23 protein-coding genes and 1 pseudogene are annotated in these 23,799 nt (G+C 71.5%); 10 read left to right on the forward strand and 14 right to left on the reverse strand.

The annotated features are described in order from the left end of the window. The 8 genes and pseudogenes from VQ02_RS39070 to VQ02_RS11465 all read right to left on the reverse strand — a co-directional run. A pseudogene (locus VQ02_RS39070) lies at positions 1-117 on the reverse strand (oxidoreductase); the annotation flags it as partial. A gap of 49 nt (positions 118-166) precedes the next feature. Next, positions 167-541, reverse strand: coding sequence for a hypothetical protein (locus tag VQ02_RS11440; protein ID WP_245239699.1), 375 nt, complete (start codon positions 539-541; stop codon positions 167-169). A gap of 78 nt (positions 542-619) precedes the next feature. After that, positions 620-2,533, reverse strand: a complete 1,914-nt coding sequence (locus tag VQ02_RS40000; protein ID WP_063838476.1) for an alpha/beta fold hydrolase — start codon at positions 2,531-2,533, stop codon at positions 620-622. A gap of 220 nt (positions 2,534-2,753) precedes the next feature. Next, positions 2,754-5,636: an EAL domain-containing protein gene (locus VQ02_RS11450; protein WP_048444321.1), complete on the reverse strand. Its 2,883-nt coding sequence runs from the start codon at positions 5,634-5,636 to the stop codon at positions 2,754-2,756. Positions 5,637-5,835: 199 nt separating this feature from the next. Further along, on the reverse strand, positions 5,836-6,933 hold the full coding sequence (locus tag VQ02_RS11455) for a UDP-3-O-acyl-N-acetylglucosamine deacetylase (protein ID WP_053080336.1): 1,098 nt from the start codon (positions 6,931-6,933) through the stop codon (positions 5,836-5,838). A gap of 446 nt (positions 6,934-7,379) precedes the next feature. Then, positions 7,380-7,526, reverse strand: a complete 147-nt coding sequence (locus tag VQ02_RS36950; RefSeq protein WP_157080586.1) for a hypothetical protein — start codon at positions 7,524-7,526, stop codon at positions 7,380-7,382. Between the two features lie 77 nt (positions 7,527-7,603). After that, positions 7,604-8,887 (reverse strand): ArgE/DapE family deacylase, encoded by a 1,284-nt coding sequence (locus VQ02_RS11460; RefSeq protein WP_048444322.1) that lies wholly within the window; start codon positions 8,885-8,887, stop codon positions 7,604-7,606. A 156-nt stretch (positions 8,888-9,043) separates the two neighbouring features. Further along, complete coding sequence (locus tag VQ02_RS11465; RefSeq protein WP_048444323.1) at positions 9,044-10,615, reverse strand: GMC oxidoreductase; 1,572 nt, start codon at positions 10,613-10,615, stop codon at positions 9,044-9,046. Between the two features lie 146 nt (positions 10,616-10,761). Here VQ02_RS11465 and VQ02_RS11470 point away from each other — a divergent pair, with 146 nt between their 5' ends. From VQ02_RS11470 to VQ02_RS11485, 4 genes are read left to right on the forward strand one after another with little or no spacing between them, the layout of a single operon-like run. Further along, positions 10,762-11,232: a DoxX family protein gene (locus VQ02_RS11470; RefSeq protein WP_048444324.1), complete on the forward strand. Its 471-nt coding sequence runs from the start codon at positions 10,762-10,764 to the stop codon at positions 11,230-11,232. Beyond that, on the forward strand, positions 11,229-11,675 hold the full coding sequence (locus VQ02_RS11475) for a cupin domain-containing protein (protein ID WP_048444325.1): 447 nt from the start codon (positions 11,229-11,231) through the stop codon (positions 11,673-11,675). The genes VQ02_RS11470 and VQ02_RS11475 overlap by 4 nt, the downstream gene beginning before the upstream one ends. A gap of 4 nt (positions 11,676-11,679) precedes the next feature. Beyond that, entirely contained in the window at positions 11,680-12,582 is a 903-nt protein-coding gene (locus VQ02_RS11480) for an SMP-30/gluconolactonase/LRE family protein (RefSeq protein WP_048444326.1), read from the forward strand. Then, positions 12,579-13,508, forward strand: coding sequence for a VOC family protein (locus VQ02_RS11485; protein WP_053080337.1), 930 nt, complete (start codon positions 12,579-12,581; stop codon positions 13,506-13,508). The genes VQ02_RS11480 and VQ02_RS11485 overlap by 4 nt, the downstream gene beginning before the upstream one ends. Before the next feature lie 169 nt (positions 13,509-13,677). Here VQ02_RS11485 and VQ02_RS11490 read toward each other — a convergent pair whose 3' ends face one another. Continuing rightward, positions 13,678-14,277, reverse strand: coding sequence for a superoxide dismutase (locus tag VQ02_RS11490; protein ID WP_048444327.1), 600 nt, complete (start codon positions 14,275-14,277; stop codon positions 13,678-13,680). 272 nt (positions 14,278-14,549) lie between these two features. Between VQ02_RS11490 and VQ02_RS11495 the strand changes: the two genes are divergently transcribed. After that, on the forward strand, positions 14,550-15,440 hold the full coding sequence (locus VQ02_RS11495) for a hypothetical protein (RefSeq protein ID WP_053080338.1): 891 nt from the start codon (positions 14,550-14,552) through the stop codon (positions 15,438-15,440). A 28-nt stretch (positions 15,441-15,468) separates the two neighbouring features. Here VQ02_RS11495 and VQ02_RS11500 read toward each other — a convergent pair whose 3' ends face one another. From VQ02_RS11500 to VQ02_RS11515, 4 genes are all read right to left on the reverse strand, one after another. Further along, positions 15,469-17,247 (reverse strand): sensor histidine kinase, encoded by a 1,779-nt coding sequence (locus VQ02_RS11500; protein WP_048444328.1) that lies wholly within the window; start codon positions 17,245-17,247, stop codon positions 15,469-15,471. 335 nt (positions 17,248-17,582) lie between these two features. Further along, positions 17,583-18,284 carry a tRNA (guanine(46)-N(7))-methyltransferase TrmB gene (trmB, locus tag VQ02_RS11505; RefSeq protein ID WP_048444329.1) on the reverse strand — a complete coding sequence of 234 codons (702 nt, stop codon included), beginning with the start codon at positions 18,282-18,284 and terminating at the stop codon, positions 17,583-17,585. Between the two features lie 55 nt (positions 18,285-18,339). Then, entirely contained in the window at positions 18,340-19,518 is a 1,179-nt protein-coding gene (gene metK / locus VQ02_RS11510) for a methionine adenosyltransferase (protein WP_048444330.1), read from the reverse strand. A gap of 97 nt (positions 19,519-19,615) precedes the next feature. Further along, positions 19,616-20,056: a helix-turn-helix domain-containing protein gene (locus tag VQ02_RS11515; RefSeq protein WP_048444331.1), complete on the reverse strand. Its 441-nt coding sequence runs from the start codon at positions 20,054-20,056 to the stop codon at positions 19,616-19,618. A 362-nt stretch (positions 20,057-20,418) separates the two neighbouring features. Here VQ02_RS11515 and VQ02_RS11520 point away from each other — a divergent pair, with 362 nt between their 5' ends. The 4 genes from VQ02_RS11520 (at position 20,419) to VQ02_RS36955 (ending at position 22,304) form a co-directional block, all read left to right on the forward strand. Continuing rightward, entirely contained in the window at positions 20,419-20,901 is a 483-nt protein-coding gene (locus VQ02_RS11520; protein WP_048444332.1) for an MgtC/SapB family protein, read from the forward strand. A gap of 83 nt (positions 20,902-20,984) precedes the next feature. After that, on the forward strand, positions 20,985-21,134 hold the full coding sequence (locus VQ02_RS11525; RefSeq protein ID WP_157080587.1) for a hypothetical protein: 150 nt from the start codon (positions 20,985-20,987) through the stop codon (positions 21,132-21,134). Positions 21,135-21,845: 711 nt separating this feature from the next. Then, a complete protein-coding gene (locus VQ02_RS39725; RefSeq protein ID WP_280818938.1) occupies positions 21,846-21,971 on the forward strand; it encodes a hypothetical protein in 126 nt (41 codons plus the stop codon). Between the two features lie 150 nt (positions 21,972-22,121). Then, the gene (locus VQ02_RS36955; protein ID WP_157080588.1) at positions 22,122-22,304 is read left to right on the forward strand and encodes a hypothetical protein; all 183 of its coding nucleotides are present in this window, start codon (positions 22,122-22,124) and stop codon (positions 22,302-22,304) included. 84 nt (positions 22,305-22,388) lie between these two features. Here VQ02_RS36955 and VQ02_RS38120 read toward each other — a convergent pair whose 3' ends face one another. Further along, entirely contained in the window at positions 22,389-22,550 is a 162-nt protein-coding gene (locus VQ02_RS38120) for a hypothetical protein (protein WP_167350723.1), read from the reverse strand. 371 nt (positions 22,551-22,921) lie between these two features. Between VQ02_RS38120 and VQ02_RS11530 the strand changes: the two genes are divergently transcribed. Next, the gene (locus VQ02_RS11530) at positions 22,922-23,689 is read left to right on the forward strand and encodes a hemerythrin domain-containing protein (protein ID WP_048444334.1); all 768 of its coding nucleotides are present in this window, start codon (positions 22,922-22,924) and stop codon (positions 23,687-23,689) included. The last annotated feature ends 110 nt before the right edge of the window (positions 23,690-23,799 follow it).

A 23,799-nucleotide genomic window follows, 5' to 3' on the forward strand; every position in this document is an offset into this window, starting at 1 on the left:
CTTGATGCCGCGCTGCCCGGCGGCGACGCTGCCGGGCAGCGCGGCATCAAGGGGCGTGTCGCCGGTCGCCACACGGACGGTCTTGCCGTTGACGACGAGCGAGCAGCGGGGGCTCATGGCCGTCTCCGTGCGACTTCGGGCGATGGGGTGCTGGGGCCTTGGGCGATCAGCGCGGGGCGAACAGCAGGCGCTCAACCAGGGAGGCCCAGCGGTCACGGTCGGTGCGCAGCTCCTCGTTCCGGTCCTCGTCCTGGACCTGCTGGCTCGTCAGGGCGGCGACCTGGGCGCGCAGCTCGGCGGCGGCCTCGCGCTCGGAGCGGAGCACCGCCTTCATGATCTTGTTCTCCGCCTCGAGCTGCGCGACGAAATCGTCGATCTCCTCCTCCGGCAGCTCCTCGGGCGGGGGCAGCCGCATGGGCCGCGGCCCGAGCCAGCCCGGCGGCAGGAGCAGGCGCCGCACCAGGTTGGCGCTGGGGCCGTCGCTCTCCCGGTACGCGATGTCAAACGCCGCCTCGCCCATCGCCGCCTCTCCGCGCCTCATGCAGGCCGTCGGGATCACACCCCCGGGACGGGTGCTCCGCATCCGCTCACGGCCAGGCTGACGATGCTGCCGTCATGGTTAAGGACCATTTAAGCGAGCCTGCCGCATTCGCGCGATTGACCGGGCGGGCGATACCGACACACTCTCGCCGCGCTGCCCTGACCGGGCATCGATTCGCCCGGTCCGGAACTCACGGAGATCGCGATGCTGGACGGACGACGGGTGCTGATCGTCGAGGACGAGGCGCTGGTCGCCCTGGAGCTGACCGAGATCGTCACCGGCTCGAACGCCCACGCCGTCGGCCCGGCCCGCACCAACCGCGAGGCCCTGGCGCTCATCGACATCGAGGAGGTCGACGTCGCGGTCCTCGACCTCAACCTCGCCGACGGCGAGGCCACGCCGACCGCCGAGTGCCTGATCGGCAAGGGCGTGCCGGTCCTGATCTGCACCGGCGGCGTGCTGCCCCGGGCGATGCGGCTGATGTGGCCGGACCTGCCGATCCTGCGAAAGCCCCTCAACCCCGACCGGCTGGTCGAGGCCCTGCGCGCCCTGTGCGCCGAGCCGGTGGGCGGGGGACGCCCGTGACCGCCGCGAGGCCGGCCGGCAAGGCCGCCTGACCCGACGCGCTCCGGCGGATCCGAAACCTCGCCGTTCGGCCCGGCGACGCGACCGCGTCAGGGATCGGAAGGCGGGCGGCGCCCAGGAGACCCGTCCCGGGACGTCGGAGTCCGCCTCGTCGCTCACGCTGGTGGCCGGCGTGCCGGCCGAGATTGTCGCCGCCCGCGACGTCCGGGACGCGTCCGCGCCCGGGCGGCCGGGAGCCCTGGCGGAAGACCCTCCTGCGGCGTCCAGCACTGACCTCATGACGGAGGATTGCCACGCGAAGTACGGGTTGAAGGTCAGCCGCGCGTGGACCTTCCCCGCTTCGCGATAGCCCCAATCCGAGTACCAGACCTCCGCGCCGCGCTCGCAGGCCTGCATGGCAGCGGCATCCTGTCCGTTCCAGCAGATGCGAGAGATTCCGCGCGCGCCGTAGAGGCGGTTCGCGGGGCTGAACAGGATGCCCATGTGCGAGAACTGGCTGATCCGCCAGTCCGGCAGCCGGTCGCCGCGCACGAGGATCCGCGTCTCGTCGCCCGGCATCGCCGGTGCCTCGCCGTACCAGATCAGCCGGCTCGCCGGATGCGGGAAGCGCTCGCGGAACGTCTCGAGCAGGTAGCCCGCGTCGAGCACCGAATCGTGCCGGGCCACGACCATGAAGATCGGCTTCCCGAACGGCCTCTCGTCGAGGCGCCGGCGCACGGCCTGGCTGCTGTGGGAGAACTGCGCGAATCCGTTGGTCGGCACCGTCAGGTAGCGCACCTCGGTCTGGAGCGGCGCGCGCCCGTCCGGGGCCAGCAGCCACGGGCGGAACCGGGCGAGCAGCGGCGCGAGCCAGTCGAGGGGCACGTCCGACTTGAAGGCCGGAGAGAACAGCACGAGCCCGGCGATGTCGTCGTTCGCGTAGGCGTACTCCGTGACCAGGTTGGCCCCGGTGGAGAAGCCGCCGAGATACACCTGCCCGACGTCGCGGCGCAGCGCCTCCGCCTGCTCCCGCACGACCTGCCGCCACTGCTCCACGTCCACGTCGAGCAGGTCCTCGGGGTGGGTGCCGTGGCCGGGCAGGAGGACCGTGCGGACGAGGTAGCCCCCGGCGGCGAGGTCCCGGGCGATGTCGTGGAACGACCACGGCGAATCCCCGAGCCCGTGCACGAGGAGGATGCCCCGGGAGGGCTTCACGCTGCGCCCCGGCGCGGCCGGGCGCCATTCCCGCGGCGCGTTCAGGGCCGCCGTCTCCTCCGAACCGCGGCGAGCCCGCAGGATGTCGAGCGCGGTCTGCCTGTAAGCGGCGAAGGTCGGTGGTCCCGGGGGCGTCTCGCCGGACGCGGCACCGGCCCGCATGACAGTCGCGATCAGGAGCGCGAGGACCAGTGCCGCGTGCAACGACCTCATCGGGGACCTCCTCGACCGGGGGAGAGCGCGAGAAGGAGCGGATCGGACCCCGGCCCGGCACCCCGCGGACGGTCTCGCCCTCGGAGGCCGCCCGCTCATCTCCCGCGTCGGAGTAGGCCGGTTCTGTGCGGCAACGCACAGCTCGGCCGGGCCGTGGTGCGTGTCCTGCCGGTCCGACGACCGCCGGGACCCTGGACTTCGACGGTGGCGGGGCTTGCCGTCACGCCGCTTCCGGCGTCGCCCCCACCAGCTGCCGCGCCTGGAGGATCGACATCGGCTCGCCGAAGGCGAAGCCCTGCGCGTAGTCGCAGCCGATCTCGGCCAGCGCCAGGGCGTCGGCCTCCGACTCGGCGCCCTCGGCGATGATCTCGAGCCCGAGCTCCTGCGCCATCCGGACGATCGAGCGCAGGATGCCCGAGCGGCCGCTCGCCATCTGGCGCACGAAGGACTGGTCGATCTTGATCGTGTCGAAGGGGAAGCGCTGCATGTAGGTCAGCGCCGAGTAGCCGGTGCCGAAATCGTCGAGGCACAGGCCCGCACCGAGCTCGTGGATCCGGGCCAGCATCTGGGCGGCGTATTCCGGGTTCTCCATCACCAGCGCCTCGGTCAGCTCGAGCTTGAGCGAGCCGGGAACGACGCCGGTGCGGGCGAGCACGGTCTTCACGTCGTGCAGGAGGTCGTGGCGCAGGAGCTGGCGCGACGACAGGTTGACCGAGGCGAAGATCGGCGGCTCGACCACCAGCGCCTGCTGCCAGGCCGCGAGCTCCGCCGCGGTCCGCTCCAGGGCGAAGACGCCCAGGTTGACGATGAGGCCGGATTCCTCGGCGATCGGCAGGAAAACCTGGGGCGTGACCCGGCCGAGGCGGGGATGGTCCCAGCGCAGGACGGTCTCGAAGCCCGCCACGGTGCGGTCCTCGAGCCGCACGATCGGCTGGAACAGCACCTTGATCTCGTTGCGTTCGAGCGCCCGGCGCAGGTCGCTCTCGAGCATCATCCGCTCGCCCCGGTCGGAGCGCATGGTCGGGCGGTAGACCTCGATGCGGTCGCCACCCTGGCGCTTGCCGTTGATCATCGCGAGCTCGGCGTTCTTGATCACGTCGTCGCGCTTCACCACCGCGCCCGCCTCGTGCAGGGCAACGCCGATCGACGGGGTGAGGAAGATCTCCCGGTCAGCGTAGGTGATCGGCGTGGTGATGGCCCGGCGGATGCTGTCCGCGAAGGCGATGATGCGGTCGGGGTCGCGCTCGGAGAGCAGGATGATCGCGAACTCGTCGCCGCTGATGCGCGCCAGGGTGTCCTGCGGCCGCAGCAGCCGGTTGAGCCGGCGCGACAGGGTGAGGAGGATCGAGTCGCCGGCCGAGAGCCCGATCGCGTCGTTGACCTGCTTGAAGCGGTCGATGTCGACCACGAAGAGGGTCGGCTTCAGGCGCGGGTCCTGGCTCGCGAGCGCCAGCGCCGCGTCGAGCCGGTCGTGGAACAGCTCGCGGTTCGGCAGGCCGGTGAGGTTGTCGTGCACCGCGTCGTGCAGCAGCCGCTCCTCGGCGATCTTCGCCTCGGTCACGTCCGCGATGGTGCCGACGATGCGCACCACCTCGCCGTCGGTGCCGATCACGGGCCGCGCCTTGAGGCGGAACCAGTAGTACGGCCCGGCCGCGGAGCGCAGGCGGAAATCCTGGGTGATGCGGCCGCGGCGCTCCTCGATCACGGTGTCGAGGGCGGCGGAGTAGCGCTCGACGTCGAAGGGATGGAGGAGCGAGAGCCAGTTCGCCTGTGGCCCCTCCAGCGCCCCGCGCTTGAGGCCGAGCTGCCCCTCGATCTCTGCTCCTGCGAAGACCCGGTCTCCCGGCACGTCCCAGTCGAACACCACGTCGCCGGCGCCCGTGAGGGCGAGCGCCCGGCGCTCGGTGTCGGAGACGAGGCTGTTGCCGAGCCCGCCGCCCGCGAAGGCGTGCTGGAGCACCGTGAAGCCGATCAGCATCACGATCAGCACCAGGCCGCCGATCAGGGCCGGCTGGACGAGGTCGTTGTGGAGCTGGCCGGTGATGGCGAAGCCTGCCGCGACCACCCAGGCCAACAGCAGGAGCCAGGTCGGGATCAGCAGGATCGCCCGGTCGTAGCCGTTGTGGATGGCGAGGTAGACGACGAGGAGCAGGCCGACGCCCGCCACGGTCGCGACCGAGATCCGGGCGACGCCCGCCGCCACCGGCGGGTCGATCACCGCGAGGCCGACGAGGCCGGCGAGGAACAGGAGCCAGATCAGCGCGACGTGGCTGTAGCGCACGTGCCAGCGGGCGAGGTTGAGATAGGCGAACAGGAACACCAGCAGCGTCGCGCCCAGCACCGCCTCGGCGGAGGCGCGGTAGATCCGCTCGGTCGCCTCGGTGACGGGGAAGATTCGCTGGAAGAAGCCGAAATCGATGCACGCATAGGCCAGCACCGCCCAGGCGAGCGCCGCCGCCGCCGGGAAGATGATGGCGCCCTTGACCACGAACACGATGGTCAGAAAGAGGGCCAGCAGCCCCGCGATGCCGATGATGATGCCCTTGTAGAGGGTGAGGCCGGTGGCCTTCTTGCGATAAGCATCTTGGTCCCAGAGATAGACCTGCGGCACGTTGGGCGTGCGCAGCTCGGCCACGAAGGTGACCGTGGTGCCGGGATCGAGCGTGATGACGAACTGGTCGGCGTCCGGGCTCTCGTCGCGCTCGGGCCGGATGCCCTGGCTCGCCGTGATGGCGGCGATGCGCGAGCCGCCGAGGTCGGGCCAGACCACCCCGGAGCCGACGAGGCGGAAATGGGGTGCCACCAGCAGGCGGTCGATCTGCTCGTCGGTGTCGTTGGTGAGCGCGAACACCATCCAGTCCGGCCGCGCGCCGGTCTCGCGCGCCTTCACGGCGATGCGGCGCACGATGCCGTCCTTGCCCGGCGCGGTGGAGATCTGGATCAGGTCGCCGTCGGAGCGGTAGCGCTCGATCGCCGGGGTCAGGTCGATGGCCTGCGAGTCGAGGGTGACGCGCACGGCCTCGACCGCGCCGGCCTGCGGCGCGGACACGAGCAGCCCGACGAGGGCGACGAGGCAGGCGAGGACGAGTGAGACTGTACGCAAGCTTCGGGGTCTTCCGACCGAACGGGGACGGCCACGGCACGGGGCGGCTCAGGGAGGTGCCGGACCGTACTGACGCCCAAGCTTCGGAGCAAGGCGGAGGCCCCGGATCTCCCCTGCCGTCCGCGAGCGCGGCCGCCGGCCCGTCTCGATCGCTCTCCTTTGCGGCCAAATCAAGTTGGCGCGGCCGGGCTGCCCGCGGCTAGGGGACCGTCGGCGGGGGGAGATCGGCCAGGGAGACCACCTCCCAGCATTCCGGATGGCGCATCAGCTCGGTCAGGAAGGCGAAGGTGAGGGCGTGGGTCGGGCAGTTCGCCACGATGCGCCCGAGGATCGGCCGGCCCGCGAGGGCGAGATCGCCGACGAGGTCGAGGATCTTGTGCCGCACCGGCTCGTCCGGGAAGCGGGCGCCGCCGAGGACGCGGCCGCCGAGAAGGATCGCCACCCGCCCCGGCCGGGCCCCGCGCAGCAGCGGCTCGCGGTCGCGGGGATGCATCCGCGCCTGCGTCTCCGGGGCGATCGGGCGCTGGTATTCCGGCCGCGGCAGCGTCGGTCCCGGGCCGTCGCCGCCGCACACGGTCTGGGACTCGAACGAGCGGGCCCAGAGCCGCTCGCGGGTCGCGCACGGCAGGAGCGTCCGGGCGAGGCGGGTCTTGAGCAGGGTGCGCCAGATCAGGGAGGCGTTGCCGAAGCTGCGGCTCGGGGCGATGGCCGTTCGGAACGAGGCCGCGTCGATCGGGCCGGCCCAGCGCAGCACGCCGAAGCCCGGCAGCCGATCGGTGCTGACATCGACGCTGAACCCCGCGCAGGGCTCGGCCCGCAGGAAGCCGTGCAGGCCGTCGACCTGGAACGGGGCGCGGATCCGCAGGGCCAGGCGCGGCCGCGCCTGGGTCACCCGCCCGGCGGCGTCGATCAGCGCGCACCAGCGAGCGGCCGAGCCGTCGAGGATCGGGATCTCGGTCCCCTCCACGGTGACCGCGGCGTTGTCGATGCCGGAGGCCGCCAGGCTCGCCATCAGGTGCTCGATGGTGCGCAGCTTGCGCCCGCCGCCGAGGTCGAGGGAGGTGCTCATCCGGCTCGCCACCCAGCCGGACGAGGCGGCGGGGACCTCGGCGCGGGCGTTGGTGACCGGGCAGCGCACCGCGAAGCGGACGCCGTGGCCGGCGGGGGCCGGGGCGAGGGTGATCCGGGACACCCGGCCAGTATGCAGGCCGGCGCCGCGCACCGACACGCTCCGGCCCAGCGTCGCCTCGCAGGTCGCGGCGTCGCCGGCCGAGCGGGCAAAGCCCTCGCGCCCCATCTCTTCGTCCGACCGTTCCGCCACCCGGCCATGCCGGCTGTCGTCTGCTGGTTCCCCAGAGACCGGTGCGACGGCTCCGTGGGCGGGACGGCGCTCGACCAGTCTCCTCGATCCCGGAACTTGGGTCGCGCCGGACCCGCCGCCGCGCGCTCGCACGCTCGACTGCGGGTCGATTTAAGGGAGATTGGCACTCGGCCGACACTCGGCCGTTCGGACTAGTTCAACCGGTCTGTTCGGCGGTATACACTTGCTGGTCCGGCGACCGATAGGAATTTCATCCAGGGCAGCGCCGGATCACGTCATGACCGGGCGATGTCTCAGGATTGCTTGACTTGGCCGCATTGTCCGCGACGGATCGGCCTCCGTTTCGCCGGATGAGGCTCAGGCCCGGGACCGCATCGCCGACACTGCAGTCCGGCGGCCCGCGCCCGGCGCGGGTCCGTGGCTCACCGCGATCCCTGCTGCCGCCCGGGCCGGACCGTCTCGCCTGCCTCCGGGTGGACGATGCTGATCGCCCGCGGGGCGCGGCCGTGCACCGCGATCGCGTCCGCGACGAAGGCCAGGGCGATCAGGGCGATGAGGCGGCGGGACATGGCTCGGCTCCAACTGGAGCGAAGCCTTGCCCGCACCGGCCGATCGCGACGGTGCCCCGGCGCACCTGACCGTCAGGTCAGGCGGCTTCGGTGCCGCACCACTCGGCGACGAACAGTGCCATCGCGGTGGTGATGCGCTTGAGCGAGGCGAGGCTGACCCGCTCGTCGAAGCCGTGGATGTTCTCGCTCTTCGGCCCGTAGCAGAGCGCCGGCACCCGGTCGTAGAGGGCGTGGACCCGGGTATCGAGATAGCCGGCGGTCATGAAGCTCTGGAGCGCCCCGCCGGTGGCCGCCTCGTGCGCCCGGCCGAGCACGGCTTCCGCCTCCGAGCCCTCCTCGAGCACGTAGCCCTCGGCGAAGAAGCCGTGGAATGTGACGTGGGGCGGGCTGTTCGACAGGAAGGCGTCGTCGCGGGCGAAGGCCTGGACCGCCGCCTCGATCTCCCGGGCCGCATCGGCCGCGCTCCTGCCCGGATAGATCGCGATGCGGCAGTCGATCCGGCACCAGGCCGGCACCGAGGAGGCCCAGTCGCCGCCCTCGATCCGGCCGATATTGAGGTTGATCGGGTGCGCCTCGCCCTCGAAGTGCGGACGGCCAGCCTTGTCGGCGTTCCAGCGCGCCTCCAGCTCGCGCAGGGCGCCGATCACCCGGTAGGCGGCGTCGATGGCGTTCGCCCCCGTCCCCATCTCGCGCACGTGGACCGGCCGGCCCCGGACCTCGACCCGGAACCACAGCACGCCGGTATTGGCGCGCACCAGCATCTCCTCCTCGGGCTCGGGGATCAGCACCGCGTCGGCCCGGTAGCCGCGCAGGTGGGTCATCAGGGCGCCGTTGCCGGTCGATTCTTCTTCCACCACGGATTGCAGCGTCACGGTGGCGGCGGGCTGGAGCCCGATGCGCCGGAGCGCGTCGAGGGCGAACAGGTTGGCGGCGTGCCCGGCCTTCATGTCGGCCCCGCCGCGGCCGTAGAGCCAGTCGCCCTCGACCACCGGCTCGAAGGGCGGGTGGGTCCAGAGATCGGCCGGGCCCGGCGGCACCACGTCGACATGGGCCTGGAGGATCAGCGAGCGCCCCCGCTCCGCACGCGGCCGGTGGATGCCGACCACGATCGGCGCCTCGGAATGCTCCGGGCTGAACCGCGCCCCGCCCGGATGCGCCTCGATCTGCGTCCGGTCCATGGCGAAGCGGTCCATGGCATAGCCGCGCTCGCGAAAGCTCCGGAAGACGAAGTCCTGGATCGCCTGCTCCTCGCCGCGGGTCGAGGGGAAGCGCATCAGCGCCTGGGTGTGGGCGACCTGCTCGGAAAAGTTCTCGGCGACGGCGGTGATGATGCGGTCGCGGAGGGCGGGGTCCAGGGGCATCGACGGCTCCTATGGGGGTCGCCATCGTCATAGCCTGGGAGGCGGTGCGGCGCCTATGCGCGGCGCACGGGCCGTTCTGCGCTCCAAACCGCCAGCCTCGCCTTTCCCGGGCCGCCATCCACTGGTGGTCCAGCCGCCCGGGAAAGAGCAGGGGATTCAGCTCCCCAGCCGCCCGACGATGTGATCCGCCACCCTGAGCGAGTTGGCGATGATCGTCAGCGTCGGGTTCACGGCGCCGATCGACGGGAAGAAGCTCGCGTCGGTGACGTAGAGGTTGTCGAGCTCGTGCGCCTTGCAGTCGAGGTCGAGGACCGAGGTCGCCGGATCGGGACCGAAGCGCAGGGTTCCGGCCTGATGGGCGGTGCCGCCGAGCGGCACGTCCTTGCCGAGGTAGAGCGAGCGGTCGAACAGCTGCGGATGGATCTCGAGCTTGCCGCAGAGGTTGCGCAGCTTGGCCTTCAGGCGGTGCAGGGCCTCCTCGTTGGTCTGCTTCAGGTCCAGCCGCACCTTGGCCCCGTCGTAGAAAATCCGGTTCTCCGGGATCGGCAGGTCCTCGGTGGTGAGCCAGAAGTCGAGGGAGTGCTTGGCGAGCCAGTCGAACGGTTTTTCCGGGAACCATTGCAGGAAGCCCGGCAGCCCCTCGCCGTGGATCTGCACCCCGTCCGACTTGCCGACCATCTGGATATGGCCGAGGGGAAACTCCCAGTCGTCGGACCCGAAGTAGAAGTCGTTGAGGCCGAGCGTCTTCTGGAACTTGGTCGGGTTCGGGGTGCGGGAGATGGCGAGCACCGTCGAGTTGTTGTGCCGCATGTAGTTGCGGCCGACCTGGCCCGACCGGTTGGCCAGCCCCTGCGGGTGGGCGTCGGTGGCGGAGCGCAGCAGGAGCAGCGCCGAGGAGAGCGCGCCGCAGGCCACCACCACGATGTCGCCGGTGAAGACCTCGGTGGCGTCGCCGCGCTTCACCTCGACGCCGGTGACGCTGCGCCCGGCCGGATCGGTGAGCAGGCGGTCGACGTAGGAGTTCGTCATCAGGGTCAGGTTCGCGTGCGCCGCCAGCGCCGGGTCGACGCAGGCGATCTGCGCGTCGGCCTTGCCGTTGGTGATGCACGGATAGCCGTCGAAGGCGTCGCAGCGGATGCAGGCCGAGTGCGGCAGCGGCTTGCCGTCCCGCTCCTCCAGCCGCACGCCGACCGGCAGGTGGAAGGGGCGGTGCCCCTCGCGCTTGAGCCCGTCGAACAGCTCCTGGATCCGCGGCTCGTGGGTGATCGGCGGGTAGGCGTAAGGTTTGGATGCGGGCGGCTCGGTCGGGTCCTCGCCGCGCAGGCCGTGGACGTAGTAGAGTTCCTCCGCCGCCTGGTAGTAGGGCTCGAACACGTCGTATTTCAGCGGCCATTCCGGCGAGATGCCGTCCGGGTGGCGGATCTGATAAAAGTCCTTCTCGCGCAGGCGGAGCAGGACCGAGCCGTAGACCTTGCTGTTGCCGCCGACGAAGTAGTGCAGGCCGGGATGGAAGCTCGAGCCGTCGGCGCCGTACCAGGTCTCGGGCGCCTGGTAGCGGGCATCGACGAAGACCGCCTGGCTGTCCCAGTTCTCCCGCTCCCGCGGCAGGTAGTCGCCGCGTTCGAGGAGCAGGATGCGCTTGCCGGTCTGGGCCAGACGCCACGCCATGGTGCCGCCGCCGGGCCCCGAGCCGACGATGACGACGTCGTAGTGCCGGTTCTCGCTCATCGGCGGTCACTCCTCCTGCGGCAGGCGCGGGATGATCCACGGCCGTTCGGCCGTGCTGGAGGCGGATATGGCGGGGCTGGCCCGAACGTCGATCCGCCCCACTTAGCTTTTCGCAGGCGCACACCGGTCAGCGAGGTCACGGGTCGATGGCCACCTTCAGCATCGCGGTCGCCTTCGGCGTCAGGCTCCTCCTGGTGCTGCTGTTCCTGCCGTTCAGCGCCCTCGACAAGATCCTGAACTTTCGCGGCGCGGTCGGCCAGGCGAAGCAGGCGGTGCACGCCACCGGCCCCGCCACGGCGCTGATCCTGGTCGGGCTGTTCGTCGAGATCGTGATGTCGCTCGGCATCCTCACCGGCATCGCCGACCGCTTCGCGGCCTTCGTGCTCGCCGGTTATTGCGGGGTCACGGCGCTCCTGTGGAAGCAGTTCTGGAAGCCGGGCGATTTCTGGTCCGGCGGCAAGGGCCGCGAGCTGTTCTGGGATTTCTGGAAGAACCTCGCGCTCGCCGGCGGGTTCCTGCTCGTCACCTTCGGCACCGGGGCCTCCACCGTGGAGAATTTCTTCTCGGACCCGTTCGCTTCATCGAATCCCTACAGCGTCAGCGAGACCCAGCGATGAGCAACCAGAAGCCCACCATTCCCTACTGGCACCTCTGGGCCGACGCGGACGGGATCAGCCACCAGACCCGGTGCGCCTTCACCGAGTTCGAGGAGAAGTCGATGTCGCCGCCGGCCCCGCCGCAATGGCAGGGGCAGAAGACCCATGACGGCGCCACCGTGTTCGTGACCGTCCAGCCCGTCGGCTGGGAAGGCGACTGGCACCCGAACCCGAAGCCGCAATGGATCGTCCCGCTCTCGGGCCGCTGGTTCGTCGAGTCGATGGACGGCACCCGGGTCGAGATGGGCCCCGGCGAGATCTCCTTCGGCGAGGACCAGAACGTCCGCGAGGTCGACGGCAGGAAGGGCCACCGCTCCGGCACGGTCGGGGACGAGCCGGCGGTGCTGATGATCATCCAGTACGACAAGCCCCCGACCACCGGGGCGGCCTGCCGGTTCCGGTGACGCCATGGACGGGATCGAGATCCACGACGAGCGCTTCAAGCACTACATCCTCGGCAACGCGCCCCTGGAGGAGCTGGGCTCCGGCTTCCGCTGGATCGAGGGCCCGGTCTGGATGGGCGACGCCGACTGCCTGCTGTTCCAGGACCTGCCGCGCAACCGCACCATGCGGTGGATCGAGGGCGCGGGGTTCTCGGTCTACCGGGAGCCCTCGAACTACGCCAACGGCCAGACCCGCGACCGGCAGGGCCGGCTGATCGCCTGCTCGCATCGCGGCCGCTGCCTCTATCGCACCGAGCCCGACGGCACGGTCACGACCCTCGTCACCCATCACGCCGGCAAGCGCCTGAATTCGCCCAACGACGTGGTGGTGAAGTCCGACGGCACGATCTGGTTCAGCGATCCGGTCTACGGCATCGCGAACGACTACGAGGGCGGGCGTCAGCGATCGGAGCAGCCGCCGGCGCTCTACCGCCTCGATCCGGCGACGGGGGAGATCGCGGTGATGGCCGGCGACTTCGACGGGCCGAACGGCCTCGCCTTCTCGCCCGACGAGCGCAGGCTCTACGTGGCCGAGACCGGCGATCAATCGAAGCCGAACCCGCGCCAGTACATCCGGGTGTTCGACGTCGCGCCGGACGGCGCCCTGTCGGGCGGCAACATCTTCCACACGATCTCGCCGGGCTACTGCGACGGAATGCGGGTCGACGAGGACGGCAACGTCTGGTCGAGCGCGGGCGACGGGGTGCATTGCCTCAGCCCGGAGGGCAAGCTGATGGGCAAGATCCTGGTGCCGCACCGGGTCTCGAACATCACCTTCGGGGGGCCGGCCAAGAACCGGCTGTTCATCGGCGGCTCGCACACCCTCTATTCCATCTTCCTCGATCGCCGCGGGGTGCAGACCCCGTGAGTGCCCGTCCCCCGGGTGCCCTGCGCCTCGCCCGCATCACCCTGAACGCCGCCGATCCGGAGGGGCTCGCAGGCTTCTACCGCGACGCCCTCGGCTTCACCGCGGCGGAGGCGCCGCCGGCCGCGGATGCTGCCGGCCTGACCGGCCTGGCCGGAGCGCAGGCGCGGACCGTGCCCCTGCGCCTCGGCGCGCAGCGCCTCGACCTCGTGGCGGTCGCGCCGGCCGGGCGGCCCTATCCGGGCGAGCTGCCGGGCACCAGCCCGCTGTTCCAGCACTGCGCCATCATCGTCTCCGACATGGGCAGGGCCCATGCCCGCCTGTCGGCGCAGGCGGGCTGGCGCCCGATCTCGACGGACGGGCCGGTGCGGCTGCCGGCCTCGTCGGGAGGCGTCACGGCGTTCAAGTTCCGCGACCCCGAGGGGCATCCCCTCGAGCTGCTGGCCTACCCGGCGGACGAAACGCCCGCGTCCTGGCGGCGGCCCGACGCTGGCGACGTCTGCCTCGGCCTCGACCACTCGGCGATCTCGGTAGCGGAGACCGGCCGCAGCGTCACGTTCTACGAATCCCTCGGCCTGCACGTGGCGTCGCGCTCGCTCAACACCGGCCCGGAGCAGGCGCGCCTCGACGCCGTCGCCGACCCGACCGTCGAGGTCACCGGCCTCGGCTTTCCCGACGGCCATCCGCCCCACGTCGAGCTGCTGTGCTACCGCGGCGACCATCCGCGATCGCCCTCCGATCTCGCGGTCAACGACGTCGCGGCGACCCGGCTGGTGGTGGAGATGACGGACGGCGCGGCCCTGCGGGCCGCCTGCGCCGCCCATGCCGGACGGCTCGTCGCGGCGGGGCCGGTGCCACGGCCGGACGGCGGCGTCGACGCGCTCCTGCGCGATCCGGACGGGCACCTGGTGTGGCTGACGGCGGGCTGACCGCCGCGATCACGGACGCCGACGAGAGGTCGCACCGGCGTGGCGAAGGGTGGACCTGGGAAATCGCAGATCGGAAGCCGTGCCAGGCCGGCTCTCGGACGCGGCGCACAAAAAAACCCCCTCGCCCGGAGGGGGAGGGGGTTCTCGCTCCGCGGTTCCGCGGCGTCAATCAGGCGTTCGCCTCGCCGTACATCTTCTCGACGTGCTCCCAGTTCACCAGGTTCTCGATGAACGCCTTGAGGTAGTCGGGACGGCGGTTGCGGTAGTCGATGTAGTAGGAGTGCTCCCACACGTCGACGCCGAGGATCGGCTTGGCGCCGTGCACCAGCGGGTTCTCGCCGTTGGGGGTCTTCATGATCTCGAGCTTGCCGTTCTTCACGGCGAGCCACGCCCAGCCGGAGCCGAACTGCGACACGCCGGCCTGGATGAAGTCGGCCTTGAACTTGTCGGTGCCGCCGAGATCCTCGGCGATCTTCTTCTCCAGAGCGCCCGGGATCGCGCCACCGCCGTTCGGCTTCATCCACTGCCAGAAGTGGATGTGGTTGTAATGCTGGCCGGCGTTGTTGAACAGCGCCTGGTTCTGGCCGTAGGAGGCCTTCACCACTTCCTCGACGCTCTTGCCGGCAAGCTCCGAGCCCTCGAGGAGCTTGTTGCCGGTATCGACATACGCCTTGTGGTGCTTGTCGTGGTGGAACTCCAGGGTCTCCTTCGACATGTAGGGCTGCAGCGCGTCGTAGGCGTAGGGGAGTTCGGGCAGCGTGAAGGCCATCGGCGTGTCTCCGGATCGCACGGGTTTCCGCGGCGATTCCGGGAGGCGCCGCCGCGGCACCCGCGTCTACCTAAGTCGGCCCCGCCCCGGCGGCAACGCCGCCGGCGGTTCGGAGCGCCCGCCATCCCGGGCTTTGGCGCGGGAGGAAGCGCGGCGATTTTGCAAATGCGGCCTCCGCCTTTAAGTCTGCTCCGTCGCGCCGTCACGGGCGGGCGGGGCCGCGGCCCCGGCCCGCCCGTTCGGCTGCCCCGCGCCGCCTGCCCGAGAGTCCGATGATCGTTGCGTTGTTCGTGCTCGCCCTCCTGATGCTGCTCGGCGGTCTCGCCGCGATGGTGCAGGGCATCCCCTTCGTGCGGCTCGAGGTCGGGTGGACCATGGTGATCGCCGGCACCGTGGGCGCGAGCGGCGGCGCGGTGCTGCTCGGGATCACCGCCGTGGCGGCGCGCCTCGGGCGCATCGAGCGGGCCTTGAGCGAGCGGGCCTCGGACGAGGCGGCGGCCGCGCCGGTCCGGGCGGCCCGCAGCGAGCCGATCCTGCCGCCGGCCCCGTTCCCGGCCGCGCCCCTCGCCGCACCCGGTCCGCGACCGGCCGAGCCGGCGACGCCGACGGGCCTCGACGGCGGTGCGGCGCTCGCGGCGGGCGCCGCCGTCGCGGGGGCCGGGCTCGCCGCGAGCGAGCTGCGCCTGACCCGGGCCGACGACCACGACCTGCCGGCGGGGACGCACGGATCCGTGCCGGAGCAGGCCGCATCCCAGGAGCCCGTGTCCCCGCAGCCCGCGCCCCAGGACGCCACGCCTCAGGGGCCGGCTTCGCAGGAACCCTTCTCCCAAGAGGCTTCCCCCCGAGAGCCCTCCTCTCAGGACTCCCACTTCCACGAGCCCACGTCCCAGGAGCCGTCCCCCCAGCCCCCTGCGGAGGAGCGGACACCCGAGGCCGGGGATGCGCGGGAGGCCGAGCCGGCGCCCGAGCCCGGGCCCGAGATGCCGCCGGCCAAGACGGTCATCGGCACCTACGATTCCGGCGGCAACACCTACACGATGTACGCCGACGGCACGATCGACGCCGAGACGCCGGCCGGCCGCTTCCATTTCCGATCGATCGATGAGCTGAAGGAATTCCGGAACGCCGGCGGGGAGGGCGCGGCCCGCACCGGCTCCGCGTGAGGTCGCTTGCGGTCGGGCGTCGACCGCCTCAGAGCGTCGCCAGGGGATTGAGGGCGGCGTTGCGCGCGGGCAGCGGAGCCAGCATCGTCAGGCCGAGGCCGCCGGGCGCGTAGTCGGTCGCGACCTCGGCCTGGACCTGGGTCGTCAGCACGCGCTGCAGCAGGCGCGAGCCGAACCCCTGGCGGGTCGGCGGTGCGACGGTCGGGCCGCCGGATTCCTGCCAGTGGAAGCGCAGGCGCGGGCGATCCGCCCCGGGCTCGAGGCTCCAGCGGACCCGCACCCGCCCGGCCCGGTTCGAGAGCGCCCCGTACTTGGCGGCGTTGGTGGTGAGCTCGTGGATCGCCATGCCGATCGGCACCGCGATCTCGGAGGGCAGGTCGACCGCCGGCCCGTCCAGCTCCACCCGCCCGCCAGTGCCGGGCCGCATGTCGCCGTCGGCGTAGGGCCGCAGCTCGTTCTCCAGCAGGCCGCGCAGGGAGGCGGTCTGCCAGACGTCCTCGGTGAGCACCGAGTGGGTGTGGGCCAGCGACATGATGCGGCCGACGAAGGCCTCGTAGAAGCTGTCGATGCTCGAGGCCGTGCGGGCCGTCGAGCCGACGATGGCCTGCACCGTCGCCAGGGTGTTCTTCACCCGGTGGTGCAGCTCGCGGATGAGCAGCGTCTGGCGCTCCTCGGCGAGGCGCCGGCCGGTGATGTCCGCCACCATGCCGATCAGGCGCCGCGGCAGGCCGGCCGGTCCGTCGCGCTCGAAGCGGCCGGCCATCTCGATCGTGCGCCAGGTCTCGGGGGCGCCGCCGGCGGGCTCGGCCGCCGCGCGGCGGATGCGCGTCGTCGCGTGCAGCACCCCGTCCCCGTGGAGGGCCGCGGTCACGGCCCGTCGGAACGCCGCCTTGTCCTCCGGATGGATGACGGTGCGGAAGAACTCCCGCATGCTGATCGTGCCGTCCTGCGGCCGCCGCCCGAAGATCTCCCACATGCGCTCGTTCTCCCAGAGCGACTGGTCGTCGAGCACGTGCCATTCGAAGATGCCGAGGGCCGCCACCGTCGTGGCCACGCGCAGCCGCTGCTCGCGGTCGTGCAGGGCCCGGCGGGCTTCCTCGCGGGCGGTGACGTCCTGCAGCACCCCGATCATGCCGGTGAGGGAACCGTCGGGCGCCAAGGTCGCCTGGCCGCGGGCGGAGATCCAGGCCTCCTGGCCGTCCCCGGCCCGGCGGAACCGCATCTCGATCGCGTAGGGGATCGCCTTGGCAACGGCATCCTGCACCGTGGCCCGGATCCGCTCCAGGTCGTCGCGGCCGACCGAGTCCTGCAGCTCGACCCAGGTCGGGCGGGTGCCGGCCGGGCGGCCGAGGATCGTGGCGGCCCGGTCGGAGAGGGTGACCCGGCCGTCGGACGGGCTCCAGCTCCACTCGCCGAGACCCGCGGAGGCGAGGGCGAGACGGGTCTGCTCCGTCCGGGCGGTGGCGGCGTCCTCGACGGCCTCGACCGTGATGACCCGGCAGCCCGCCCGCTCGGGCCCGGCCCGGAGCCTCACCCAGACGGGGGTGCCGTCGGCCCGGCGCCAGCACGCCTCGCGCGGCAGATCCAGGCTCGTCCCAGGACCCCGCGGGTGGTCAAGCTCGGCCAGACGGCGACCGGCCAGGGCCTCGGGCGCGGAGCCCAGGAGCGCGCCGAGGGCCGCGTTGGCGGCGGCGATGCGCAGGTCCGCCCCGGTCAGGCAGGCGAGACCGACCGGCGCACCCTCGAAGGCGACGCGGGCGAGGTGGTCGTCCGGCAGGCTGGGGGCGGCGTCAGGCCTCTGGTCCAATGCGGCTCAATCCTGGTGATCGACCCTGGTGATCGACGGGCCGGGCGACGAGCGGATCCTGCGCGTCGGGACACCACCCCCGCTCCCGGCATGGCGTCCCGGGCCGGCATGCCCGACCGGCTCGGCTTGGCAGTTCTCGCGAAACCATGCCTTCCCTCACGCCCGGCGGCAAGGTCGACCGCGCGCGCACCAGACGCGGTGCGCCGGAGCACATCCCGGCAGGATCCCGGGAGCCATGCCGGGCGCGACGGCCTCATCCTGACGCGCATCGGCGCCGGCGCCCGGTCGGGCTCTGCCCGCGCCGCCGAACGAATCCGTTCGACGGCGCGGCGGTCTCACACCCGCTCGAAGGTGAGGTAGGTCGGCCGGCGGCCCTCGGCGGTGGTCTTGGCCTCGTAGCGCGTGCCGGGCCACTCGGGCCAGGGCGTCGTCCAGTCGGCGGCGCGCGTCGCAGTCCAGCGCAGGGAGGGGCAGCGGGCGGCGCGCACCAGCGTCCAGCCGACGTAGTCGTCGATGTCGGAAGCGAAGCGGAACTCGCCGCCGGGCACCAGCACCCGGGCGATCTCGGCCAGGGATTCGTCCGAGACGAAGCGGCGCTTGCGCTGCCGGCGCTTCGGCCAGGGATCGGGATAGAGCAGGAACACCCGGCCGATGCTGGCGTCGGCCAAGCGCGGCAGCAGCTCCATGGCGTCCCGGTCCCAGATCCGGACGGTGTCGATCGCCTCGTCGTCGAGGGTGCGCAGCAGCTTGACCACGCCGTTGACGAAGGGCTCGCAGCCGATGATGCCGGTGCCGGGGTTGAGGCGGGCCTGCGCGGCGAGGTGCTCGCCGCCGCCGAAGCCGATCTCGAGCCAGGTCGCCGTGACCGGACGGGGAAACAGCGCGGCTGCGTCGAGGGAGCCGCTCTCGGGCAGCCGCAGGCGCGGCAGGAGGTCGGTCAGGCGCTCCTCCTGGCCCGGGCGCAGGCGCTTGCCCTTGCGCCGGCCGTAGAAGGCGCGGCCCCGGTCCGGGGCCGCGTCGGTGTCGTGATCGTCCATGGTGTCCCGGTGACGAGAAAGGGGCGTGCCACCCCGTTAGCACCGGGGCGCCGGATCAGGCCAGGGCGCTCTTGAGCTGGCCGATGAGGTCGGTCCGCTCCCAGGAGAAGCCGCCATCCGCCTCCGGCTCGCGGCCGAAATGGCCGTAGGCCGAGGTGCGGGCGTAGATCGGCTTGTTGAGGCCGAGATGGGTGCGGATGCCGCGGGGAGACAGGTCGACGAGCTGGCCGAGGACCGACTCGAGCTTGGCCTCGTCGACCTCGCCGGTGCCGTGCAGGTCGACGTAGATCGACAGCGGCTTGGCGACGCCGATGGCGTAGGCGAGCTGGATCGTGGCCCGGCGGGCGAGGCCGGCGGCGACGACGTTCTTGGCGAGGTAGCGGGCCGCGTAGGCCGCCGAGCGATCGACCTTGGTCGGGTCCTTGCCCGAGAAGGCGCCGCCGCCGTGGGGCGCCGCGCCGCCGTAGGTGTCGACGATGATCTTGCGGCCGGTGAGGCCGCAATCGCCGTCGGGACCGCCGATCACGAACTTGCCGGTCGGGTTGACGTGCCAGACGGTCTGGTCGGTGACCCAGGACTCAGGGAGAGCCGCCCGGATGTAGGGCTCGACGATCTCGCGCACGCCCGCCGAGTCGAGCGACTCGTCGAGGTGCTGGGTCGAGAGCACGATCTGGGTCGCCTCGACCGGGCGGCCGTCGGCGTAGCGCACGGTGACCTGGCTCTTGGCGTCGGGCCCGAGCTTGGCGGCGGCGCCGACCTTGCCCTTGCGGGCATCGGCCAAGTCCTTGAGGATCTTGTGAGCGTAGTAGATCGGCGCCGGCATCAGGGCGGGCGTCTCGTCGGTCGCGTAGCCGAACATGATGCCCTGGTCGCCCGCGCCCTCGTCCTTGTTGCCGGCGGCGTCGACGCCCACGGCGATGTCGGCGGACTGGGCGTGCAGGTGGATGGCGACGTCGGCGTTCTTCCAGTGGAAGCCGTCCTGCTCGTAGCCGATGTCCTTGACGGCGGCCCGGGTCAGCTCCTCGAGGTCCTTGAAGGTGACCGAGTCGGGGCCGCGCACCTCGCCGGCGATGACGATGCGGTTGGTGGTCGCCAGCGTCTCGACGCCGAGGCGGGCTTCCGGCATCTCGGCGAGGTAGGCGTCGACCACGGTGTCCGAGATGCGGTCGCAGACCTTGTCCGGATGGCCTTCGGAGACCGACTCGCTCGTGAACAGGTAGTTTGAACGCGGCATAGCTTGCGAAGCCCTCAGGTCCCGTCGAGCGCGACTCAGCAGCCGAATTTGCCCGACATCTTCGGTGGCGGGGTTCTGGCAGCCGGAATCCCGGACGTCAATCCGATCGGCCGAAGTCGTTCGCTTTACCGAACGAGTGTTGTCCCGAAAGCGCACGGTCGACGGCACGGACCAGGCCGCCCAGGGCACGGCGGCGATCCTCGTCGAGATGCGTGTCGGCCGCCCGCACCACCGCCTCGGCGAACCCGGTCCAGCCCGAGGTCGCCTCCAGCAGCGCCTGCGGCCGGTCGCTGAGGCCGGGCTCCCGCCCGGGCATGTCCTCGAAGAAGTACCCCACCGGCACCCCGAGCACGCGCGCGACGACATCCAGGTCGGTGGCGCTGAGGCGGTTGGCCCCCTTCAGGTATTTGCCGAGCTGCGAGAGCGACACATCAAGGGGATTGGCCAGGGCCTCGCGGCTGATGCCGGCCCGCAGGCGCCGTTCCTCGATGAGGCCGCCGATGTGGACGTCGCGGTAATCCGCAGGTTTCCCGGCCATATCCGGCTCGCAGGTCTGCCCGCGCGTTGCGCCGCGGCATGGAAGGGTACGGGGCGATTGTTGATTTCCGAGGGTTGAGATCGAGTAAATGCCCGCGCTTTGGGCGAACGCGTCATCCGACATAGCGGATGACACGAGCCGGCACGAGCGGCCCAGCCCGGACCGGCCGCGCGGGAGAGCGGCGACCAGCCCACACCACGCGTTAAGTCCTGTTCGGAGAGGGTGCCGGACGGCCACCCGCGTGCCGGGCTCCGGTACCGCGCCTCAGGACTTCCCCGGTGCAGACTCGTCCTCGTACGCGACTTGCCGGGGCCGGACCTGCGGAGTCATGCCGACGCGACGCGACGGAGCGATGCTGAGCCATGCTGTCGACCACGGAGTTGTGCCTGCGCCTCGGCGCCGCCGTACTCGCCGGCGGTCTGGTCGGCCTCAATCGCGAGATGCACGCCAAGCCCGTGGGCGTGCGCACCCTGGCCCTGGTGGCCCTCGGGGCCGCCCTCGTGACCCTGTCCGGATCCGGCTTCTCCGGCGACGGGATCGATGCGAATGCGAGCCGCGCGATCCAGGGCACCATCACCGGGATCGGCTTCCTCGGCGCGGGCGTGATCGTGAAGGGCGAGGCGAGGGGACGGGTTCACGGCCTCACCACCGCCGCGGCGATCTGGGTGACGGCCGCCCTCGGCATCGCCTGCGGGCTCGGCGCCTATCGCCCGGCGGGGATCGCCGCAGGATTTCTCTTCGTAGCGCTGCTGGTCGGCCGCGCCATCGACCAGGCCGTCGACGCCCGCTGGCAGAGGCGGGAGAATCGAACACGGCCGGAGGATCGCACGGCCGATCCGGGCTGAGCACTCTTCGCGCGGCGGTGCCGGGAGACGCGATCGCGGAGCGGTTCCGGCACCACCGCCGCCTGGAGATCGTCCGCCTATCCGTGCGGGTTCTGAAGGCTGCGGCTCAAGTCGATCAGCTCGCGCTGCACCCGACCATCGAGGTCGTCCGGTGCATCACCGACGATCGCGAGCACGATGCGCTGGCGGGCCGCCTCCAGGAAGGCCGTCGCGTCGTCCCGCTCGCCCCCTGAGATACAGCGAGCCGAGCGTCCTCTCCCGCCAGACGACGGAGATGATGAACTCGCCCGGCGTGATCTCCTCCAACCCGATCTGGAGCGGGGTTCCTTCATGCACCATGCTTGTCGGAGTCGGTCGTCGCGAGGGACCCGGCCCAATCGGCTGAGCCCGCAGCCCGCAGCGCGGAATCGACTGGCAGGGTACTGCGATCTCACGCCGCGATCACCGTATCGTCTACCCACGATGACGCGGCGGCTTACCGACTGCTGGGAGAGGCGGAGGTTCTGCTCTCCCCGGCGGCCCACGATCGTCGCCGCCGATCCGGCCCCGCCTCCCGGCCACCCCAAAGACGTCCGCAGCGCTTCTCCCGCGGGAACGCTCCGCGTCCGGCGAAAAAAAGCCGCCCTTGCGGGCGGCTCAAGTCAGGGAGGAAACGCCCTAGGAGGGCAGCAGCACCGCGGGCTACCCACGATGCTGCACTGCAATAATGCATGCTGCATTGCATCGTTCCCTCGGATCGCGAAAGTTTCCGCAAGACACCCTGGACTCCTTGGCTCGCGTCGCGCGGGCACTCTGTGAGGCATGCGCGAGACAGGCGTTCCTCCTCCGGGACCCATGCGTGCCCGCCGCAACCGGTCCGGCCCCGCTGCCCGGCCGCACGCAGCCTCAAAAGAACCCATGGGGAGTATCGTGCGTTAGGCCGGGACGGCTGCAGGAGACGCGTCATGGCCCCACCGAGTCACAAGCCCGAGCGAACCACGAACCGGGTCCGGCCCGCGCTGCTGGGGATCGCGCTGATCGCGGCGGTGGTCGCTCTCGTCGCCTACGCGGTTCTCGTCAGCCCTCATTGAGCGGACGCTGACGGCCCCGGCGCAGGACGTCCGTCGCGCAGCGTAGCGAGGTGAAGGCTCGCTCGCCGAACCATCGCAGAATTCGAGCAGAGCAACGTCCGACGAGCGGCAGGCGAAGACCGCCGGCCCAGCTTGCGGGAGGAGGTGATCATGTCCAGGAACGGCGACGCATCCACCGAGGCGAACCCCGCGACGCCGGCACCGCCAGCCACCGATCCCACCGCCATCGGGCCGCCCCCGCCGGGGGCCGAGATCACCCCGGATGGCGAGGTCTCGTCCGGGTTGCCGGACAGGGCTCCGTCCCCCGAGGACCCGCCCCCGGAGGAGGAATGATCGAGCGCAGGGCACCGGCACGCCGGGCGGGGGACCGCCTCGACGGCCGGATCCCCGGGGCGGTTGCGGAGGTGGCGCGTTCGCCTATCGACCGCCGCCACCGCCGCCAGCGGTGTTCGACCTCGGCTTGTTGTTCTCCTCGGCGTTGCCGGACGAGGCCGACGAACTCCCCGGCGGCCGGCCCTGCGCCAGGACCGGGCTCGCGAGCACGATCAGGGCGGCACTGATGGCGGCGACTTTCCTCATTGAACGATCTCCGGTTCTGGCTCGCTTCGAAAACTGCGAAGCAGGCTATTCGAACGCAGAGACGAGCCAACGGGTTCGGCCTGGACTGAGCAGTCACGGAGAATCCGTGGTCTCGACCTGGACAGAAGCCCGAACGAATTCAGGAGCATTGGCAGGCGCCGCCCTCCTGAAGATCAGCCGGCCGCGAGACCTCGGGCCCGGAAACGGGCTCGCACCGCCACGGACCGGGTCAGCCCGGCGGCGATGCCGGCTCGCGCGACGCCGGGCCCGAGGCGCAGGCGCGTTCGTCGCCAGCGCCGATCAGGGCGGTTCGACGAGGAACGGCCTGAGACTGATGCGAGTTGGGAAGCATCAATGAAGGGGAACGATGCATGGACATTTGGCGACTGATTGAACGCGACCACGCGAACATCACTCAGCTCATCCGCGAGATTCCGAACGCGCTCAATGGTCCTGGCGTGGTGCGAAGCAGGGAACGGCTCCTGGCCGATCTTCTCGACGAGCTGCGCGTCCATGCCGCTGCGGTAGAAGCGAGCCTGATGACTGCTCTCGGCAGGCATGCCGAGGCGAGGGGGCTGGTCAGCGACCTGCGGCACGAGCACGAGCGGGCCATGTCCGAGCTCAGGGCGCTCGCGAAGTACGGTCGGCATGACGTGTCCGGCTGGCTGAACCGGTTCGAGGATGTCTCGTACCTCGTGGACCAGCACCTGCACCGTCACACGCACGAAGTGCTGCCCTTGGCCCGCCGGCTCCTCTCGGCCCAGGAAATCCATGAGGCCGCACAGGCCTTCGTCCGGGCGAGGGGGCAGGCGCTCCGGGGGAGCGGGTGGACCCCGCGCGGGAAGGCCGAGCCGAGCGAGTTCGCCCTCGTGGCAACGGTCGGCCTGGCGGCGGTGGGCGCGGCGTTGCTGGCATGGCGCTTCGGCCTCCTGCGCGGCGCGTCGGCGCCGGCGCGCGGACGGGACAGCGACCGGAGCCTGAGCCGGGGCCAACCCCGGTCCGACCTCGCGGCCGCCGCGCCGCGCGAGCGGGCGCCCCGGGAGGACCTGCGGGACCGGCAGGACCGCCTGCTGGACGAGGCTGTCGAGGAAACCTTCCCGGCCAGCGACCCGATCTCGCCCGCCCGGATCACCCGCTGAGCAGGTGTCGCAAACGCTGTCGCCGGTTCTTGCGACAAAAGCCGGCGACAGACCCAGAACCTGAGCGGACGACGCGTTGGTTTGCCATCGTAAGTCCGCTCACGGCGGGG

This window comes from Methylobacterium variabile (assembly GCF_001043975.1).
Lineage (GTDB): Bacteria > Pseudomonadota > Alphaproteobacteria > Rhizobiales > Beijerinckiaceae > Methylobacterium > Methylobacterium variabile.

What these genes read in the sequence shown, in the direction of transcription:
- VQ02_RS11475 (WP_048444325.1), top strand. Translation starts at nt 11,229, where the DNA reads ATGAGCAACCAGAAGCCCACCATTCCCTACTGGCACCTCTGGGCCGAC.
- VQ02_RS11460 (WP_048444322.1), bottom strand. Translation starts at nt 8,887, where the DNA reads ATGCCCCTGGACCCCGCCCTCCGCGACCGCATCATCACCGCCGTCGCC.
- VQ02_RS11490 (WP_048444327.1), bottom strand. Translation starts at nt 14,277, where the DNA reads ATGGCCTTCACGCTGCCCGAACTCCCCTACGCCTACGACGCGCTGCAG.
- VQ02_RS11495 (WP_053080338.1), top strand. Translation starts at nt 14,550, where the DNA reads ATGATCGTTGCGTTGTTCGTGCTCGCCCTCCTGATGCTGCTCGGCGGT.
- VQ02_RS11530 (WP_048444334.1), top strand. Translation starts at nt 22,922, where the DNA reads ATGGACATTTGGCGACTGATTGAACGCGACCACGCGAACATCACTCAG.
- VQ02_RS11440 (WP_245239699.1), bottom strand. Translation starts at nt 541, where the DNA reads ATGAGGCGCGGAGAGGCGGCGATGGGCGAGGCGGCGTTTGACATCGCG.
- VQ02_RS11455 (WP_053080336.1), bottom strand. Translation starts at nt 6,933, where the DNA reads ATGGGGCGCGAGGGCTTTGCCCGCTCGGCCGGCGACGCCGCGACCTGC.
- VQ02_RS11470 (WP_048444324.1), top strand. Translation starts at nt 10,762, where the DNA reads ATGGCCACCTTCAGCATCGCGGTCGCCTTCGGCGTCAGGCTCCTCCTG.
- metK (WP_048444330.1), bottom strand. Translation starts at nt 19,518, where the DNA reads ATGCCGCGTTCAAACTACCTGTTCACGAGCGAGTCGGTCTCCGAAGGC.
- VQ02_RS36950 (WP_157080586.1), bottom strand. Translation starts at nt 7,526, where the DNA reads ATGTCCCGCCGCCTCATCGCCCTGATCGCCCTGGCCTTCGTCGCGGAC.
- VQ02_RS38120 (WP_167350723.1), bottom strand. Translation starts at nt 22,550, where the DNA reads ATGAGGAAAGTCGCCGCCATCAGTGCCGCCCTGATCGTGCTCGCGAGC.
- VQ02_RS39725 (WP_280818938.1), top strand. Translation starts at nt 21,846, where the DNA reads ATGGCCCCACCGAGTCACAAGCCCGAGCGAACCACGAACCGGGTCCGG.
- VQ02_RS11480 (WP_048444326.1), top strand. Translation starts at nt 11,680, where the DNA reads ATGGACGGGATCGAGATCCACGACGAGCGCTTCAAGCACTACATCCTC.
- trmB (WP_048444329.1), bottom strand. Translation starts at nt 18,284, where the DNA reads ATGGACGATCACGACACCGACGCGGCCCCGGACCGGGGCCGCGCCTTC.
- VQ02_RS11465 (WP_048444323.1), bottom strand. Translation starts at nt 10,615, where the DNA reads ATGAGCGAGAACCGGCACTACGACGTCGTCATCGTCGGCTCGGGGCCC.
- VQ02_RS40000 (WP_063838476.1), bottom strand. Translation starts at nt 2,533, where the DNA reads ATGAGGTCGTTGCACGCGGCACTGGTCCTCGCGCTCCTGATCGCGACT.
- VQ02_RS11515 (WP_048444331.1), bottom strand. Translation starts at nt 20,056, where the DNA reads ATGGCCGGGAAACCTGCGGATTACCGCGACGTCCACATCGGCGGCCTC.
- VQ02_RS36955 (WP_157080588.1), top strand. Translation starts at nt 22,122, where the DNA reads ATGTCCAGGAACGGCGACGCATCCACCGAGGCGAACCCCGCGACGCCG.
- VQ02_RS11520 (WP_048444332.1), top strand. Translation starts at nt 20,419, where the DNA reads ATGCTGTCGACCACGGAGTTGTGCCTGCGCCTCGGCGCCGCCGTACTC.